Source organism: Sphingobium sp. GW456-12-10-14-TSB1 (genome assembly GCF_059424385.1).
Map to the genome: position 1 here is coordinate 2,579,751 of NZ_JBWKZI010000001.1, position 17,100 is coordinate 2,596,850.

Here is a 17,100-nt window from a genome sequence, read left to right on the forward strand (position 1 = left end):
TGTCCTCGGATTAGAAGGCCAGCGCGGCTGCGGCGTGGTCGATCCACTCGCGCAGGCTGCCGGCAAAGCTACGGAAAGTGGCAAGGTCGTAAGTGGGACCGTCGTCGACTTGCCGGATGACGACACCGATATGCGCGATCACCGTGGTTGCCACCGAACCGCTGGAAAAGGATGCGGAGTGGAAATCGATCGCCGCCCCGCGCTGTAACAGCTTGCGCGCGCCTTCGCCTGCAAGACGCAGGACAACGTAGCCGCTGGACTGGTCGGATACCGATGCGAGTCCCGCAAGCCGATGCGTGAGATCGGCAGCGAAATCGGGAGCGGTGCCATCGTGGAACGCGAGCCAGGTCCCCGGGCCCGTGCCGATGAAGGTCACGGCTCCCGAGCCGCAGGCCGCCGGTCGGTCAAGCAGCGACATGCCCAGCGCAGTGCCGATCTTCGCGGCACTCATGCTCTTTCTCGCCATGACGGATGCCAGAGCGATATCATCGCGCTCCTGGATGGTGAGGTGTTCAGGCACGGACGCGGACTCCTTCGGGGTCGACAAAAATCGGGTTGCAGACTTCCGCCTGGATATCGCCTCCGCGCACCGGATCGTGGATGACAATGCGCTCGCCGTGACGCTGTGCGCCGTTGACCAGCAGGCCAAGCGCGATCGAATGGTCCAGCGTTGGCGACCAAGCGGCCGAGGTCACGAACCCTTCGTCGTTCTGCGGCAGCGGTGCTGCACCTGGGGCGAGCAGGTGTCCGCCACCACGCAGATGCCGGGTACGGTCGACCGGCCTGAGACCGACCAGCGCGGGGCGCGACGGATCCGCGAGCCCGCGCCTGGCAGCCATGGCGCGGCCGATGAAATCCTTCTTTTTCGACATCATCCGGCCCATGCCGAGGTCGGCTGCAGTGGTCTGGCCATTCAGTTCGTTGCCCGCGGCATGGCCCTTCTCGATGCGCATAACGCCGAGCGCCTCGGTGCCGTAGGGCACGGCGTCGTAGGAGCGGCCGGCAGCGAAGAGGTGGCGCACCAGTTTGTCGCCGAGCGTCGCAGGTACGCTTACTTCGTAGGCCAGCTCACCGGAGAACGACAGGCGGTAGATGCGCGCCTCGAAACCCTGCCAGCGGAACTTCGCAGCGCCCATGAACGGCAGGGCGTCGTTCGATACGTCAAGGTCCGGAAATGCCGCCTGCAGCATCTCGCGCGAACGGGGACCGGCGACGGCGTAGGTGGCCCACTGTTCGGTCACCGAAGTGGCCTGAACGTCGAGCTCGGGCCAGAGCACTTGCCGGGCATAGTCGATATGCTGCATAACCCGCGCGGCGTTGACCGTGGTGGTGGTGACGAAGAAGCTGTCCTCTGCGAAACGGGTGGTTGTGCCGTCATCCATGACGATGCCGTCCTCGCGCAGCATCACGCCATAGCGCGCCTTGCCGACGGCAAGGGTCGAGAACATGTTGATGTAGAGCCGGTCGAGCAGCAGGGCGGCATCGGGGCCATGCACGTCGATCTTGCCGAGCGTTGACACGTCGCAGATGCCGACGCCGCGCCGGGTCATCGTAACCTCGCGGTTGACTGTCTCCAGCCAGGACGCCTCCCCCGGGCGGCTGAACCACTGCGCACGCTTCCACTGTCCGGCATCAACGAAGGTTGCACCTTGTTCGGCCGCCCAGTCATGGCTGGCCGTGCGGCGCACAGGGCGGAAGGATTCCTCGCGGTGATGGCCCGCCAGCACGCCGATCGCCACTGGCTGATAAGGCGCGCGCGACATGATCGTCCCTGCCGCACCAATCGTGCGGTCAGTTGCCGCCGCCAGCAGTGCGTGGCCATTGAGCTGACTGGTCTTGCCCTGGTCGGTCGCCATGCCAAGCGTCGTGTAGCGCTTCATGTGTTCGATGGACACGAAGCCTTCACGGGCAGCGAGCTGCACGTCGCTGGCTGTCACGTCGTTTTGGAAATCGACGAAGCACTTGGTTCGCGCGCCCGGTACATGCCACAAGGGCGCGGTCGACGCGGCTTCGTCCGCTGCCCGAAACGAGGGCGGGGGAACAGCGCGGCCGGTTGCGTCCGCCACGGCGTCGGTACCCTTGGCAGCGCCGTCGACTAGGGCCTGCGCCAGCGAGAACCGGCCTGCCGCCGCACCGGCCGGAACGAGCCCGGGTGGGGTCTCGTCGAGCAGGAAAGTCTGTTGCGATTCCGACCACACAGGTTTTGCTCCCATGTTGCTGCCAAGGCCGATTGCCGGATTCCAGCCGCCACCCATCGCGACGAGATCCGCGCGGAGCGTGCGGCGCGAACCATCCGCGAGGCGCACGTCAACCTTCCTGACCGGAACACCGTGCACGTCAGTGACGATCGCGCCGCTCAGGATTTCGACACCACGCGTACGTAGTTCAGCGGCGAGGGCAGGCTCATCTTCGCGGTGGTCGACAAGCACGACGGAGGCGCCCGCTGCCGCCAGGTCCCGCGCAGTCGACCATCCGCTGTCGCTGGCGGTAAACACGACGGCGCGCTGTCCGGGAACCGCGGCGTAACGATTGACGTAAGTCGAGACAGCCGAGGCAGTCATGACACCAGGCCGGTCATTGCCACCGAACACCAGCGGCCGCTCGATGGCGCCTGTCGCGAGGATGGCGCGGCGGGAGACGATCTTCCACAACCGCTGACGCGGCTGCCCCGGCAGCGGGGCGACAAGATGGTCGGAAACGCGTTCGACGGCCACATATTCGTCGTCATAGACCCCGAATACGCCGGTACGGCTGAGCACGCGCACGTTCGGAAGCGAGGCCAGCTCCGCCAGCACCTGTGCAACCCATTGCACTGCGGACATGCTGTCGATCTCCTGCCGCTCGCTCAGCAGGCGCCCGCCGGGACGGGCGTCCTCGTCCGCCAGCATGACGCGCAGCCCTGCACGTCCTGCGGTCAGGGCCGCCGCAAGACCGGCCGCACCACCACCGATGACGAGCAGATCGCAGAAGGCATGCTCGCGGTCATACTCGCTCGGATCGGGCAGCATGGAGAGCTTGCCCAGCCCCGCCGCCCGCCGGATAAGCGGCTCGTACACCTTCTCCCAGAATTTAGCGGGCCACATGAAGGTCTTGTAATAGAAGCCCGCCACAAAGATCGGCGAGGCAAGCTGATTCACGGCCAGCAGATCATAGCGCAGACTGGGCCAGCGGTTCTGACTGCTCGCCTCCAGACCGTCGAACAGCGAGACGGTGGTCGCGCGCGTATTCGGCTCGGCGTGGGCGCCGGTACGCAGGGTGACGAGGGCGTTGGGCTCCTCGCTTCCCGCTGTGAGGATCCCGCGCGCCCGGTGGTACTTGAACGAGCGGCCGACGAGACGGACATCATTAGCTACGAGAGCGGAGGCGAGAGTGTCGCCCTCAAAGCCCGAATAGGCCTTCCCGTCGAAGGTGAAGGAAAGCGGGCGCTGCCTGTCGATCAGGCCACCGGCAGAAAGGCGGCTCATGCGGGTGTCTCCCGGGACAGCGTGGCGGCGGCGATGCGGTGTGTGCGGGTGTGGCGCAGCACGGTGATCCAGTTGCGGCACCCTTGCGCATGGTACCAGTGCTCGGCCATCTCGCCGATCACGTTGTCGCGCAGGTACACATAGTCGTAGAAGCCGTCCTCGCCTTCAGGGCGGCGGGGCGAAGCATCGCCGCGATAGACGAATTCCTGGGAGTCACGTTCGCCGCAATAGGGACAGGGTATGCGCATGGCCTCGTTCCCTCAGTGAAGATTGGGTTGGGCGCCGGCGCCCTTTTCGTCGATCAGATGACCGCGCTCGAAGCGGTCGAAGCGGTAGGCGGCAGCCGTATCGTGCGGGGCGCCCGTCGCGAGCAGATGGGCAAAGCAGCGCCCGGCGGCCGGCGTTGCCTTGAAACCGCCGTAGCACCAGCCCCCGTTAAGATAGAGGCCCTCGACCGGGGTGCGGTCAATGATCGGGGAGCCGTCCATCGACATGTCCACGACACCGCCCCAGGAACGCAGCAGGCGGGCGCGACCGATCATCGGCATGATCGCCATGCCACCCTCGCACACGTCCTCCACTACCGGCATGTTCCCCCGCTGGGCGTAAGTGTTGTATCCGTCGATGTCGCCGCCGAAGACGAGCCCCCCCTTGTCCGACTGGCTGATGTAGAAGTGTCCGGCCCCGAAAGTGATGACGCCGGGAATGACCGGCTTCAGCCCCTCGGTCACGAAGGCCTGGAGCACATGGCTCTCGATCGGCAGGCGCAGCCCGGCCATCGCTGCGACGGCAGAGGAATGTCCGGCCACCGACAGGCCGACTTTGTTCGCGCGGATTGCACCGCGCGTTGTCTCCACGCCGGTGACGGCGCCGCTGGCGTCACGAAGGAAGCCCTTGACCTCGCAGTTCTGAATGATGTCGACCCCAAAGTCGGAAGCGCCGCGGGCATAACCCCAGACGACCGCGTCGTGCCGGGCAGTACCTCCGCGACGATGCAGCAGGCCACCCATGATCGGGAAGCGGGCCGAATCGAAATTCAGGAACGGTGCCATCTTGCGCACCGCGTCCCGGTCCAGCAATTCCGCTCCCGCGCCATGGAGCAGCATCGCGTTGCCGCGCCGGGCGAAAGCATCACGCTGGGCATCGCTGTGGTACAGGTTCAGGATGCCGCGCTGGCTGACCATCACATTGTAGTTCAGGTCCTGCTCCAGCCCTTCCCAAAGCTTCATCGAAAATTCGTAGAAGGGCTCGTTGCCGGGCAATCCGTAGTTGGAGCGGATGATCGTGGTGTTGCGTCCGGCGTTGCCGCCGCCGATCCACCCACGCTCGACCACTGCGACGCGGCGGATACCGTGGACCTTGGCGAGGTAGTAGGCAGTGGCCAGGCCGTGGCCGCCGCCACCGACGATGACGATATCGTAACCCTCAGCAGGCGCGGAATCGCGCCAGGTCGGGCGCCAATCGCGATGCCCCTTGAGAGCGTGCGTGGCAAGATTGAAAATGGAAAAGCGCGTCATGCGTGCGGCGCCTCGAAATTCGTGTGATGTGATGTCTTGTAAGTAGCCGTTCGGCACCATATCGCTTGTCCATGAGCGACCCTTATATGACCAAAACCGACAAGCTTCGCAGCGCTGAAGAAATTCGGACGCTAGGGCTGTTGCTGATCGACGGATTCTCGCTGATGTCCTATGCCTCAGTAATTGAGGTCTTCCGCGCAGCGAACGCGCTGGCGGGGCGCACGCTCTATCGCTGGTCCCACATTTCAGTTGATGGAAGGCCGATCCATGCGTCGAATGGCGCAACGATCCTAGCCGACTTCGCGGTGGGCCAGCCGTTTGACTGCGAAACGCTGTTCGTTTTCGCAGGCGGTGACCCCACGGGGTTTTCGGATGCACGCACATTTGCTTGGTTACGGCGCATGGCGGCACAGGGCGCAGTCATCACAGGGGTATCTGCTGGCCCTTTCCTGCTGGCGCGGGCCGGGCTTCTCGATGGTTATCGCGCGACGATCCATTGGGAGCATCGGCCCGTCTTCGTTGAAACTTTTCCGAATGTTTCGCCAGAAACCGTACTGTTTGTCATCGACCGCCGCCGCGTGACCTGCGCGGGCGGGATGGCGGGTTTGGACCTGGCGATCGAAATGATCGAGCGTGAGCAAGGTTACGGCCTTTCCTCGATTATTTCGGACTGGTTCATCCGTACCGATACCCGTAGGGCCGACCGCCCTCAGCGGTTGAGCCTGCGCGAAAGGCATCAGGTGTCCAATGACACGGTACTGAAGGTACTCGCTCATATGGAGGAAACGGTGGAGGAACCATCCCCGCGCGAAACCCTAGCTAAAATCGCAGAGGTCTCGGTCAGGCAATTGGAACGCCTGTTCCGCAACCATCTCAGTGCGACCATGCGGGAGAGCTATATGCGCATCCGGCTCGAGAAGTCGGAGCAACTCTTGCGCACGACGGCGCTGTCCGTCACACAAGTTGCATTAGCTTGCGGGTTTCAGAGTGCCAGCCATTTTAGCCGCAGTTTTCGTGATCGCTATGGGAAACCGCCCTCGGGGCGGGCGAGGAGAGATCGAGAATCCTAATCGGGGGCGTTCGCGGGCCGGTGTTCCCAGCACGAGGCCGGGAATTGGACTCAGCACCAGCATCGTCGCCACGGGAAGTTCGGATCGGGCCATCGATACGTGGTTCACGCGAGTCGAGGACGTCCACGGTGCGCAGCCGGTCGAATGAATCGCGCGCCAGCCATGAAGCGATGGCAATCTTGGCATGATCGCGGGCCGTTGGGCAAAAGACCCGTCACCGCGTCGACGGCGAATCGAACATCACGCCGCAAGTGGACGAGGCAGATGTCGGACGCCAAAATAGAGCGCAATGGCGTGCAATGCGCTGTTATTGAGCGCCACAATAGACTGCATTCAAAGGGCGCAGCAGCGGCAGGCAGATCCGGTTACTGATCGGCGAACCGCTTGGCCAATCTGGCGCTTGCCCCACTTTTAGCGGCAAGCTTTGAGCCATACCGCAAGACGGTACGCGCATCGCGCCACCGGTAGGCCTGCATGATAGCTGGCAGTCCTTCTCCTGCCGCAAAATTGTCCTGGGCCACCCCGACCCGGATCGAATGTGACGAGACCGTGCTGAGCCAGCGGTCGCGTTCGGCTTCGCTCATTTCACCGAGCAGGCCCTTCTCCCAGGCGCGACGGATGAGCCGCCTGTAAATGAGTGTGATGCTGTTCGGGTGCAGGCGCTCGGTGCCGATGCTGTCGATCGAGCCGTCGAAGTGCGTCGTCACGCGGCGCAGCAGCGGACCCTTGTCCACCCTGCCCGCTTCACGCCAGCGGGCAATGGCCGCCATCGTCGCGGGAGAAAGATAAGCCTCGGCTCCGGCTTGCTTTCGGTCGGTCTTGCTTGAAGGGATGTGCAACAAACCGGCTCCGTCGCTGTCGGGCCCCTCGATATGCCCGACATCGATCGCGACCAGTTCCGAGCGCCGCGCGGCTGTATCGTAAGCGATGCGCAACATGGCCGCGTCGCGCATCCCCAATTCATCGCGGCGGCAGGCCTTGAGCACATGGGCCAGGCACACGCCAGAGGCGGGACTGTCGAGATCAGCGATGTCGCCCTTGAACCGGATGGCGCGCGCCTGCCTCTGGCGCACGCCGAGATGATTGCGCGCCGCCTTGCGCTCGAACTTGACCAGCGCTGCGGCGGTCGGATCCGTCAACCCTGCCATGCGGTAGGCCCACCCGACATGGACGAGGTAGCGCTCGATCGTGGCCATGGCGCGGGTCTTTACGGACGATGGATCGATCCCGGCAAGCGCACGGATCCAGGCGGCGACGTCGGCGGGTTCGGCCGCACCCGGTACAATCCGGCGTGAGTGGCACCACTGTCCCCACAAAGTCAGGTCCGAGCGGAACGCGCGCCGGGTATTGATCGACCAGCCCCGCATCGCGGCGTCGAGCAAGGCCTCGTCGATACCGCCACCCGGACGGGTTCCCGTCCCAATCAGGGCGCGGACATCGGCAACGAGATCGGCCGGCTCGACGCTCAGCGGCACGAGGGCGCTGCCTGCGGCGGGTCTGGGGTGCTTTTTCGGCATGGGGACGACGATAACCGGGCGTTTCGCTTATGTATAGCCTCACGATAAGCATCCATTATCAACACTAATATGCCATCCATGTGGACTGAAAGGTGGGTTTACGTCTAGTATTGATCCGTGAACCGCCCTCTCCCGCCCCTCTGCGCGCTCGCCTGGACGCCCGATCTGGTGAGCGCACTCGCCGACGCCAGCGGTGCGATCGGGCGGCTTGATGCCCGGATTTCCGCGACTGCGCTCGCTCCGGCCTGGCGTCTGCGCGCCAGCTGGAACGGCTATGCCAAAGCGCTTAGCCTGCAGCATCTCGAAATCGAAGAAATCGATATTATTTCTTGGCGGTGCGGCCTCCAGCTGGCCGGACGGCCGCGTCTCGAAACGGCGGACGCCCCGTTCTCCGCACTTGAGCCCTGGCGCGACCGGCTCGCCGAGAAGGAGGGAAGGCACTGGCGCGAGGACCTGCCATTCAGCTTCGATCTGCCCGCAGGGTGGGACAAGGCCCCTGCTCTTGCCCGCGCGCTCGCGCTGCTCGATGACTGGGCCCGGCGCGACCGCACCATCACGCCGTGGCTGGCGTTCCCGGTGGTTCTGCGGCGCATGGGATTATCGCAGCGCGCCTTGCCCTGCCTCGTCACGGGCGATCCCGGACAGCGCTTTGTGCAGGGTGATCGCCCTGCCCTGCTCAAGCGGCTGCTGAAGCAGCTGCGCCGCAGCGCTGAGGACGGTCTGACCCGGCTAGAACGGCTCGAAGACACCGTGCAGCGCGGCGCGGCGACAATCGCCGCGCAGCATCGTCCCGGCAAGCTTGCCGACCTTGGCCGGCTCGCCCTCACCCGTCCCTGCGTGGCCGCTCGCTCACTCGCCCTCCAGCTCGACCTCACCGTGTCGGGCGCAGGCAAGCTACTCGAGCGTGCGACCCGCCTCGGCCTGCTGGTAGAAATATCCGGGCGCGGAACCTGGCGCTCCTATGTCACCCCCGACATCGCCGTCTCGCTCGGCCTGGTCGCCCCGACGCGGGGACGCCCCGGCCTAGTGCCTGCCCCCTCACCAATGCTGGATTCAGTCCTGGCGGCGTTTGATGCCGAAATGGCCGAGTTTGACGCCCGTATTGCGGGCCTTGGCGGGCCCGATCCCGCTGGTTCGACTATAAATAATTGATATAGCTTGGCAATTATAAGGTCGCCGGAAACGCCCCTTACAGCGCAAAAACCAGCCCCGGGCACCTGAGGTGTGCCAGTGTCGCAAATGCGCTCCACGGGCATCTCAGGGCAGATTTCGACATGATCGCGCCTTCTGCCACCAAGGCGGACCCGAATTGGCACCCTCACGAGGTAAATCGACCAAATTGGGCTTCAACTTGAGCCTGGGCATCGCGGCGCACCCGCAGATGGGCATACGCGAGCACGAGGTCGAGCGTTCCAGCGCCATGACTGCCCGGCCGTAGACTGCCCTTGCCGATGCGCCAGCGACGCGGTGGCAGTTTCGGTGAGGATCAGCGTGCAATAGGCACCCCCTTCGTGGGGTGATCGGCGTGCAAAAAGGACCCCTTCATCCCGGGGATTTAGTCGGCCGACTGGTTTTGATCAGTTGGCGAGAACGGGATGTTGATCGTGGAGACAGTGGTTCGGATTCGGCGTGAGCATGCAGCGGGTAAGGCGATCAAGGCGATCGCTCGTGACCTTCGTTTGTCGCGGAAGGTCGTCCGCAAAGCGATCCGGTCGCCGGAGGCGGCGTTCAACTATCAGCGCAAAGTCCAGCCGCTGCCGCGGATCGGTCCTTATCAGGATCGTCTCGATGCGCTGCTTGAGGAGAACGAAGGTCGCGGCCGCCGCGATCGGCTACGGATGACGCGTATCCATGACCTGCTGGTGCGCGAGGGGTTCGATGGATCCTATGATGCGGTGCGCCGCTATGCGGCGCGCTGGCGTGCTGCGCGGCGGAAGGATGCTGGCGAAGGCGCACCGGCGTTCATCCCGATGACCTTCCAGCCGGGTGAGGCCTACCAGTTCGACTGGAGCCACGAGGATGTGGAGATCGCCGGCAAGCCGATGCGGGTGAAGGTGGCGCATATGCGTCTCTGCGACTCGCGCGCACCCTATGTCCGGGCCTATCCGCGCGAGGGCCAGGAGATGCTGTTCGATGCCCATGCCCGGGCGTTCGCGTTCTTCGGCGGTGTGCCGCGACGCGGTATCTACGATAATATGAAGACGGCGGTGACGGCCGTGTTCACCGGCAAGGAGCGTGTGTTCAACCGCCGCTTCCTGATCATGACTGGTGACACGCCTCGAAGAGGAGACCCGGATCGGCAAAGGCGGGACCCTGGCGGCGCAGCTGTCGCGGCTCGACCTGATCGTTCTCGACGAGCTCGGTTATCTGCCGTTCGCCCGCTCGGGAGGGCAGTTGCTGTTCCACCTCATCAGCAAGCTTTATGAGCGGACCAGCGTCATCATCACCACGAACCTCGCCTTCGGCGAATGGCCGACCGTGTTCGGCGATCCCAAGATGACCACGGCGCTGCTCGACCGCGTCACCCACCACTGCGATATCGTCGAGACGGGCAACGACAGCTGGCGCTTCAAAAACCGCAGCTGACAGCCACCTTCGGCGCCTTCAAAAATCTATCTTGCGCTGCGCGCGCCTCCGGTCGGGCTACGCCCGCCCTCCGCCGCACGCAGCGCAAGGCCATCTTCAACAAACCAGCATCATATTATCTGAAAAGGGGGTCCCTCTTCGACGCCGATCGGGGGTCCCTTTTGAACGCCGTTTGACAATGGCGGCCCTGTCGAGCTGTTCGGCGAGAGGCAATAAAGTGTCCAAGAGCACCACATGAAATGAGCGATTTCCTGGCTACATCCTTTGCCATTGGGAGCGGCCATCTCCTATCTTTGATCACGTCCGCGAAGCACTCGCATCGCGATGTATTTGCGGTAGGGTTCGCAGATGAGTTCCGCCGATTCCTCTTTCACCGCGTCAGATTTTGCTCTGCGCCTCCCTAATACAGATCGGGCAAAGGCCTGGTTGGGCCAGTTCGACGCAGACGATCAGGAAAATGCCGCGCGGCTGCTCAGTGCGCTGACCCTGGTGTTGCATTCGACTTTCGAACGGGCGGTGACGGCGCTAATCCTGTCTGAAGCGGCGAGGGTCGACGGTCCCGTCGCGCTCTACGCCACTCGGGAGCTCGACGACGACATCAATTACTTCGAGTCGATGGCGGACCCCGATGATCCGATGGCGCCGCTCGATGCCGTGGGGAGGGGGGCTGATGTTGGCAGCGAAGTGCGCGCTGCCGCGATCATCCGCAACCTCTGCAAGGTCGACCCCGACAAACTGTTGAACCACCCATCGCTGGAAATGCTGCGCGCAACCAAGGCGAAGGCGGTCATCGTGGTGGACGACATCATCGGATCGGGGAAGCGGACGGCAGGCTTCATTCGGGCGATGTGGCGTTCCGAAAGCCTCATGTCGTGGCATAGCCGGCATCAGATCAGGTTCGTCGCGCTGGCTTACACCGCGACGCGGGTTGGCATGACGAAGGTCAACGGGCTGACCTGCAAGCCCAGGATCGCACTGGTTCGCGATTGCCCCACCTTCAGCGACATCCCGTGGCACGGCGATATCGAGATGGCCATCACCGCTTTGTGCAATCGCTACGGGCGTAAGACCTCCCGGCGCGGGATGCGGTTCGGATTCAAGAAGACCATGGCGGCCTTGGTGTTCGAGCATGGCTGTCCGAACAACGCGCCATCGATCTTGTGGGCACCGGTGTCGGAGGATTCGGCCTGGCAGCCGCTGTTTCCCGACAGGACCGTGCTGCTCGGAGAGAAGTCGGCATTTCCGCCCGACATCATGGCGCGCGACCCGATTGCGATGCTCTTCGAGCTCGCGGGCGAGGAGGAGCCGGAGCTTCCGCCTGCAGTCCTGGGCGAGTCCGTGCTCGGGCTCACCACCGCAATGGTGCTGGCGCTGGTCGCCACAGGCGTGCGCAGCCGCACGGCGCTCAGCTACGCGACCGGCTACGATGCGGCCGAATGTTCGAGACTGCTCGATCGCTGCGTGGAGCGGGGGTATCTCACTGCAACGCTGCGCCTGACCCCTCACGGACGGGCGGAGCTGAAAGAGGAGGCCTGGCCGGCAGAGCGGGCGAAATGGGTTCCCCAGCGGGGCGAAGATGGGTACCATCCCCATCAGTTGAGGGGACCACCTTGAGGCTAGTGCGCGTCCATTTGGACGCATAGACACTTGCTCAACAGGCTTGTGTCGGGGCGCGGATTTCAGTTGCCCTAAGAATAAGCCGGCGCTTGACAGGAGGTTGCATGCGACCTTCTTTCACGAGCGCTTGTCTCCTAGAAGGCCGCATGCATCCGCCTGCGGCGGATATCGAAGTAGTCCTGAATGTGGTCTCCTCAACACTATCACGAGGCGGGGCAGCAGCTCGGCCTTGATGATGCCATGGTTCAAAGGGCGGCGACGGCGATCGAGGATTTCCTTGATCGGCATCCCAAGTTGCCGCCGATCCTCACGCTGAAGCATCTCGCGAGCCGGACCGGCATCTCATGGTATCACCTGCGCAAGATGGTGCTCGGCTCGCGTGCGAGCGACTACACCTTCTTCAAGATCAGGAAGCGCTCGGGCGGCCACCGCCAGATCAGCGTGCCCGACGCCAAGCTGATGGCCGTGCAGCGCTGGATCGCGGCCCACATACTCTCGGAATTGCCGGTTCATCGGGCCAGTTTCGCTTTCGCGCCCAAATCGTCGATCAGACGATGCGCGCTGCAGCATTGCGGAGCGCGCTGGCTCATCAAGATGGATATCAGCGGATTTTTCGGCTCGATCAGCGAGCTGAAGGTCTATCGGGTCTTTCTCGAGGCGGGCTACAGCCCGTTGGTCGCGCTCGAGCTGACGCGCCTGTGCACCCATGCACCCTCGGGCAGCAAACGCTATGACCGACCGGAATGGCTCGCGCACGCGACACGGCGGAAGATCCCGGCCTATCGTCAGTTCCACATCGGCTATCTGCCGCAAGGCGCTCCGACTAGTCCCATGCTGTCCAACCTGGTGATGCGCGAGCTCGACAAGGAGATCGCGGCGCTCGCCGCGCGCGCCGGGGTCACCTACACTCGCTACAGCGACGATATCACCTTCTCGACCAATGGAGATTTCGATCGCGCGCGCGCCATGCTTCTCGTCCGGCAGGTCACCGCGCGCCTGCGCCGTGTGGGGTTGAGCGTCAATGGTCGCAAGACCTGCATCGTGCCTCCCGGCGCGCGCAAGGTTGTCCTCGGCCTTCTCGTCGACGGAGCCGAGCCCCGGCTTACCCGGGAGTTTCGCGATCATCTCCGCCAACATCTCTACTATCTGGAGAAGGTCGGTCCCGAGGCGCATCGCGATGCGCGCAAGTTCGACACGGTGTCTGGCATGCACCGCCATATCCGCGGGCTGATCGACTATGCCAAATCGATCGACGAAGGCTTTGCCGCCAAGATGCGCCTGAAGTTCGACAGCGTGCCTTGGTCGCCCGATGTGGCGCCGCCGTCGGAGGATGCCTGAACCGAGACACCCCGCACCGGTGATCGCTCAGGACTGTGACGTGCTCCGGCTGCCTTGCCTGCGGCAGCGCTCCGAGCAGAATCTCACACTGTCCCAGTCCCGCTCCCACTTTTTGCGCCAGGCAAAGGGACGCTCGCAGACCACGCAGATTTTCGATGGGAGGGTCAGCTTCTTGTGCGCCATCGCGTCCGTCGACCGGGCTCGGTCACACCATCAAGGTCGGCGCAGCGGCAGGCTCCGCCGCCTTTCGCTTCACCCACAGTTCGGACGTCCGGTCCATCTCGATCAGATCGTCGGGAAAGCATCGCGCTTGAAACGCCAGCGCGTCGTCGAAACTTCCGTGAAGCCACGCGTCATAGTCGTCGCGATGCAGCAGCACCGGCATCCGGTCGTGAACCGGGCGGATGGCCTCGTTGCAGTCCGTCATGACGCCCGAATAGACTGGACCCCATTCCTCGCTGACCCGCCAGAGGCCTGCCCATGCGAAGATGGGCTCATCCTTGATGCTGAACCAGGTGCGGGTCTTGGCGCCTTTCGGGCCTTCAGCTTCGGCAAAATGGGTGAACGGGATGAGGCAGCGCCATTGTGGCTTGGCGGCAAGTCCCTTCCACATCGGCTTTGAAAGATCCGCGATGTTGTTGACAGGCTTGGGCTTCGCGGTCGGCGACATGCCCTTCAGGCGGAGCGGAAACCCCCAGGCCATCGATTGCAGGATCCGGTTTCCATCCGCCTCGCGGACGACTAGGCCGGGATATCCCGGATAGACTTCGTCACCCGCGTTTGATTGCGTCGGATCAGAGACGCCGAAATGCGCCGCCACCTCGGCCGCACTCTTCCTGACGGTGTAGAGATTACACATGGGCCAAACCTATCATATTCATCGACAGCGCACAGCATGTTCGGCGGGCAGCATTGTCATTCAAGGTCCGCAAACCAGCCAGCATAAGGCGTATTACGCGCCATATGCCGGCTATAGTCTGGCGCTCCGTCGCTCCACCAAACGGGTCCGCGTTCGCCCAGCGCACGCTTTGCCCGGTCGACTGCGGCATGGGCCGCCGCTTCAGCCGCGGCATCATGGTCAATCCTGGCACTGCGGACGGCTCGGCGCGCGGACATCAGTGCGGAGATGTTGGCCTCCAGGGCGTCCGCCGTCAGCGCCGGGTCGGTCATCCGCCACAGGCGGCCGCGCACGACGAAGTATCGCCCATCCGGGGTGACCGCGTGGCCGGCGGCGTTCATGCGGTGCGAACTCGTCATGCGCCGGTGTGCAACGCCGCCAAACGCCCTGCCAGCAAAGCGGGCAGAGCAGCCCGACAGTCAGAGAAGCGCGCGCTGCGGCTCAGCAGTCTTGGGAAGCTTGCCACTGCGCCATGCATCCTCGGTATGTTCCACCACGAGCCGATCGGCGGCGATCGGCGCTCCGAACTGAAACCCGATGACGTCGCGGATAGATCCCGACAGCCATCGGTCATGGTCGCTGGGTGAGAGCAGAACAGGCATGCGGTCGTTGGTCGGCGCCACGGCGGCATTGGCATCCATCGTCATGCCGGCGTAGACCGGACCATAGTCGGGGATGTTGCGGCAAAAGCCGGCCCATGCGACGATCGGCTGGCCCTTCACCGAAAACCATGTGCGTGTCTTGGCGCCGGCTACGCCATCGGGATTGGCGAAATGCGAGATCGGGATCAGACAGCGATATCGCACGTCCTGCACCAACTGCTCCCACATCGGGTTGGTCAGGTCGGCGACCAGGCCTACCCTGCCTGGAAGCTCATCGCGCTCGCGCATTTCCCGTGTCAGGCGAGGAAATCCCCAGTCCATCATTTTGAGCCGCCGACGCCCATTGTGTTGTAGCACGGCCAGTCCGGGCAGACCCTCGACCGTCTCTCCGAGCGGCGCGATCGCTGGTATATCGGAGACGCCGAAATGCTGGGCGACGTCTGCGATAGAGGCCGCGCAAACATGCAGTCGCGACATGGCTTCCTCCTCGTCAGACTCGGACTGGTCACCTTTTTGTATCAGAACGAAAAGAGAACGCAAATGACGTGGGCAGATGCAAAGAAAATTAGTCTGCCTGCCGGCATTGATATCTTGCAGCACCGGAGGCCCTCTTGAGGGCCGCAAAGTCGCCTGATCAAACTGGGCGCGCCCGGGTGGCGGTCAAGGCTGGAGGCAGTGCTCCAGCGCTTCCGTCTGCTCCTCGAACTTGGCAGGGTTCTGCTCGCGCAGTTTATTGAGGTTAAATAGCTTCCATCGGACTGCCGGCAGCTCGGCTATGCTGGTGTCGAAATCGAATGTGCTCCAATCGGGCGCAAGCTCGTGGAAGCTCGTCAAAAATTGCCTCGCTCCATGACTGCGCGCACGATCCGCGATCTCCGCGATCAATCGCTCGCGCGCGTCCAGAAGAACGTCCAACGCCAGGTCGGTTACGGTCATGCCCAGGAACTCGTCATTATACTGGGAAGAGATATCCAGCCGATGGGGATCTATGAGCTCGTGCGCGGGGCGAGGGTGGCTGACGAGATAGATCAGGAATGCCTTGAAGAGATCGTCATCAATTCCTTCGTTCGCCAGCAGGAAATGAATGTCGAACAGGTCACGGGGATGCTGCCGATCAAGCGCCGCCGCGATCTTCCCGGCGTAGAGATCGGCTTCGGAGACCAGCTGCATTTCGGCAAAGCCGAAGCGCTCCTCGACGGCCGCGCTGACGGAACGAAGCGTTGGCGGGAACACCGTACCTCGCAGGACCGGCGAGACCTCGATCTTGATGGTGACGCCCTCAGCGGAGACGACGAGGCGCTTGCCATCGGGCAGCAGTCGGCGTTCGACTGCCATAGTGCCGCCCCGCTCGAGCCTTCCGGCGATCCGCTCAAGCCCTTCGCAAACGGCCGCCAGCGAACTGTCTCGATCGGCTATGGGCAGGTACACGAGGTCGATATCGACCGACAGCCGCGGGAGGTCGCGGACGAACAGGTTGATCGCCGTCCCACCCTTGAGGGCGAATATCTCCTCACGCGCGATCTCCGGGATGGCGCGAACCAGCAGACTCACCTGATCGACATAGCGTTGCGTCGTCATTGCGCGCCCTCTCCCGCTTTGGTCGACATGCCGGCCGGCACGGTTATTTGATACCGGGCGTCCAGGCGGCCGCCGGCGACAAGCTGCCGCTTGCCTCGGCCGAGATCGATATTGGCGCGATCAACGTGCTTCTCCCAACTATGGTGGTGGCGATCGGCAAAGAACAGAAACAGCCGCTTGGCCCGTATGCTCGTGCAGGTTTCCAGGAGCTGCGTCAGCAGCCTGGGCCTCAATGTCGTCAGACTCTCGAAGATCGTGTCGGCGTGATCGAATGTCGGGCTATCGGGCAGACCGTCCATCATCTCGATCGCTGCCCGCTCCGCGCCGGCGATCCGGAGAAAATGATCCCATGGCTCACCTGCTTCGGGTGACGGAACGACACCTCCGAGGCGCGTGGTCCCAAGGTCAAGTCGACGCCAGTCAATCCCGAGCGCGGGCGCCGCGAAAAGCTGCCGCTTGTGGAGTTCAAAGCGCGCCTCGGTCGGCAGTTTCGGAAGCCATGTCGGTATCGATCCTTCTGGATCGTAGAGATGTATCGCTCGCTCGCTGCCCAGTCTGGCGAAATGACCGAGGCCGAGAAGTTCGAGCGCGGTGGTGCCACCGACATGAAACGAAGCCGAGGCAAACCGCTGCGCCGATACGACCGCCGCCTCCCAGCGCAGGGCGCCCCCTCCACCAGGTCCGCTCGTCCGTCGATAGACCCGCGGCGCCACACGGTCGAGCCAGCCGCGTTGGACATAGTCGTGGATGGACGTGCGGGAGATGCCCTGAGCCTTAAGCCAAGCGGAATCCACAAGCAGACCGGGGGGCAGGCTTGCCATCAAGCGGTTTAGAGGTTGCCGGTTATGTTCGTCCACGGCCGACGTTTTAGAGAATTCACAAACCACCTGCAACGAGAGAGTTTGCCAGATAC

The 17,100-nt window shown here is 63.6% G+C and carries 15 protein-coding genes and 2 pseudogenes; 6 read left to right on the plus strand and 11 right to left on the minus strand.

The genetic code is table 11. From position 1 onward, the window contains the following. Positions 1 to 10 precede the first annotated feature (10 nt). The 4 genes from AC07X9_RS12605 to AC07X9_RS12620 are packed head-to-tail and all read right to left on the minus strand — an operon-like array spanning position 11 to position 4,981. Positions 11 to 520 (minus strand): sarcosine oxidase subunit gamma, encoded by a 510-nt coding sequence (locus tag AC07X9_RS12605; protein WP_017181646.1) that lies wholly within the window; start codon positions 518 to 520, stop codon positions 11 to 13. Next, positions 513 to 3,464, minus strand: a complete 2,952-nt coding sequence (locus AC07X9_RS12610; protein ID WP_017181645.1) for a sarcosine oxidase subunit alpha family protein — start codon at positions 3,462 to 3,464, stop codon at positions 513 to 515. Before AC07X9_RS12610 ends, AC07X9_RS12605 begins: the two co-directional genes overlap by 8 nt. Further along, on the minus strand, positions 3,461 to 3,712 hold the full coding sequence (locus AC07X9_RS12615; RefSeq protein WP_017181644.1) for a sarcosine oxidase subunit delta: 252 nt from the start codon (positions 3,710 to 3,712) through the stop codon (positions 3,461 to 3,463). Before AC07X9_RS12615 ends, AC07X9_RS12610 begins: the two co-directional genes overlap by 4 nt. A 12-nt stretch (positions 3,713 to 3,724) precedes the next feature. After that, on the minus strand, positions 3,725 to 4,981 hold the full coding sequence (locus AC07X9_RS12620) for a sarcosine oxidase subunit beta family protein (RefSeq protein WP_017181643.1): 1,257 nt from the start codon (positions 4,979 to 4,981) through the stop codon (positions 3,725 to 3,727). A gap of 86 nt (positions 4,982 to 5,067) precedes the next feature. Between AC07X9_RS12620 and AC07X9_RS12625 the strand changes: the two genes are divergently transcribed. Next, complete coding sequence (locus AC07X9_RS12625) at positions 5,068 to 6,051, plus strand: GlxA family transcriptional regulator (RefSeq protein ID WP_017181642.1); 984 nt, start codon at positions 5,068 to 5,070, stop codon at positions 6,049 to 6,051. Positions 6,052 to 6,416: 365 nt separating this feature from the next. Here AC07X9_RS12625 and AC07X9_RS12630 read toward each other — a convergent pair whose 3' ends face one another. Beyond that, positions 6,417 to 7,568 (minus strand): tyrosine-type recombinase/integrase, encoded by a 1,152-nt coding sequence (locus AC07X9_RS12630; RefSeq protein ID WP_017181641.1) that lies wholly within the window; start codon positions 7,566 to 7,568, stop codon positions 6,417 to 6,419. Positions 7,569 to 7,685: 117 nt separating this feature from the next. On the opposite strand from AC07X9_RS12630, the gene AC07X9_RS12635 reads away from it, so the two are divergent. From AC07X9_RS12635 to AC07X9_RS12655, 5 genes and pseudogenes are all read left to right on the plus strand, one after another. Next, positions 7,686 to 8,720: a hypothetical protein gene (locus AC07X9_RS12635; protein ID WP_017181640.1), complete on the plus strand. Its 1,035-nt coding sequence runs from the start codon at positions 7,686 to 7,688 to the stop codon at positions 8,718 to 8,720. Between the two features lie 443 nt (positions 8,721 to 9,163). After that, positions 9,164 to 9,835, plus strand: a pseudogene (istA, locus tag AC07X9_RS12640) (IS21 family transposase); the annotation flags it as partial. Next, positions 9,834 to 10,154, plus strand: a pseudogene (locus AC07X9_RS12645) (ATP-binding protein); the annotation flags it as partial. The pseudogenes istA and AC07X9_RS12645, both read left to right, overlap by 2 nt. Positions 10,155 to 10,502: 348 nt before the next feature. Beyond that, on the plus strand, positions 10,503 to 11,768 hold the full coding sequence (locus AC07X9_RS12650; RefSeq protein WP_081490904.1) for a phosphoribosyltransferase-like protein: 1,266 nt from the start codon (positions 10,503 to 10,505) through the stop codon (positions 11,766 to 11,768). Between the two features lie 297 nt (positions 11,769 to 12,065). Next, on the plus strand, positions 12,066 to 13,109 hold the full coding sequence (locus tag AC07X9_RS12655) for a reverse transcriptase family protein (protein ID WP_176342117.1): 1,044 nt from the start codon (positions 12,066 to 12,068) through the stop codon (positions 13,107 to 13,109). Positions 13,110 to 13,136: 27 nt separating this feature from the next. Here the strand turns inward: AC07X9_RS12655 and AC07X9_RS12660 are convergent, their stop codons facing one another. From AC07X9_RS12660 to AC07X9_RS12685, 6 genes are read right to left on the minus strand one after another with little or no spacing between them, the layout of a single operon-like run. Next, entirely contained in the window at positions 13,137 to 13,292 is a 156-nt protein-coding gene (locus AC07X9_RS12660) for a DUF2256 domain-containing protein (protein ID WP_081490906.1), read from the minus strand. Positions 13,293 to 13,314: 22 nt separating this feature from the next. Beyond that, positions 13,315 to 13,968, minus strand: a complete 654-nt coding sequence (locus tag AC07X9_RS12665; RefSeq protein ID WP_017182745.1) for an SOS response-associated peptidase — start codon at positions 13,966 to 13,968, stop codon at positions 13,315 to 13,317. A 56-nt stretch (positions 13,969 to 14,024) separates the two neighbouring features. Continuing rightward, positions 14,025 to 14,366: a hypothetical protein gene (locus tag AC07X9_RS12670; protein ID WP_241763628.1), complete on the minus strand. Its 342-nt coding sequence runs from the start codon at positions 14,364 to 14,366 to the stop codon at positions 14,025 to 14,027. A 60-nt stretch (positions 14,367 to 14,426) separates the two neighbouring features. Then, positions 14,427 to 15,209, minus strand: a complete 783-nt coding sequence (locus tag AC07X9_RS12675) for an SOS response-associated peptidase family protein (RefSeq protein ID WP_232313704.1) — start codon at positions 15,207 to 15,209, stop codon at positions 14,427 to 14,429. 60 nt (positions 15,210 to 15,269) lie between these two features. Beyond that, positions 15,270 to 16,187, minus strand: coding sequence for a nucleotidyl transferase AbiEii/AbiGii toxin family protein (locus AC07X9_RS12680; RefSeq protein WP_017182749.1), 918 nt, complete (start codon positions 16,185 to 16,187; stop codon positions 15,270 to 15,272). Continuing rightward, the gene (locus AC07X9_RS12685) at positions 16,184 to 17,044 is read right to left on the minus strand and encodes a type IV toxin-antitoxin system AbiEi family antitoxin (protein ID WP_026002318.1); all 861 of its coding nucleotides are present in this window, start codon (positions 17,042 to 17,044) and stop codon (positions 16,184 to 16,186) included. Before AC07X9_RS12685 ends, AC07X9_RS12680 begins: the two co-directional genes overlap by 4 nt. Between the last annotated feature and the right edge of the window lie 56 nt (positions 17,045 to 17,100).

What these genes read in the sequence shown, in the direction of transcription:
- AC07X9_RS12650 (WP_081490904.1), top strand. Translation starts at nt 10,503, where the DNA reads ATGAGTTCCGCCGATTCCTCTTTCACCGCGTCAGATTTTGCTCTGCGC.
- AC07X9_RS12665 (WP_017182745.1), bottom strand. Translation starts at nt 13,968, where the DNA reads ATGTGTAATCTCTACACCGTCAGGAAGAGTGCGGCCGAGGTGGCGGCG.
- AC07X9_RS12610 (WP_017181645.1), bottom strand. Translation starts at nt 3,464, where the DNA reads ATGAGCCGCCTTTCTGCCGGTGGCCTGATCGACAGGCAGCGCCCGCTT.
- AC07X9_RS12630 (WP_017181641.1), bottom strand. Translation starts at nt 7,568, where the DNA reads ATGCCGAAAAAGCACCCCAGACCCGCCGCAGGCAGCGCCCTCGTGCCG.
- AC07X9_RS12615 (WP_017181644.1), bottom strand. Translation starts at nt 3,712, where the DNA reads ATGCGCATACCCTGTCCCTATTGCGGCGAACGTGACTCCCAGGAATTC.
- AC07X9_RS12620 (WP_017181643.1), bottom strand. Translation starts at nt 4,981, where the DNA reads ATGACGCGCTTTTCCATTTTCAATCTTGCCACGCACGCTCTCAAGGGG.
- AC07X9_RS12625 (WP_017181642.1), top strand. Translation starts at nt 5,068, where the DNA reads ATGACCAAAACCGACAAGCTTCGCAGCGCTGAAGAAATTCGGACGCTA.
- AC07X9_RS12680 (WP_017182749.1), bottom strand. Translation starts at nt 16,187, where the DNA reads ATGACGACGCAACGCTATGTCGATCAGGTGAGTCTGCTGGTTCGCGCC.
- AC07X9_RS12660 (WP_081490906.1), bottom strand. Translation starts at nt 13,292, where the DNA reads ATGGCGCACAAGAAGCTGACCCTCCCATCGAAAATCTGCGTGGTCTGC.
- AC07X9_RS12670 (WP_241763628.1), bottom strand. Translation starts at nt 14,366, where the DNA reads ATGACGAGTTCGCACCGCATGAACGCCGCCGGCCACGCGGTCACCCCG.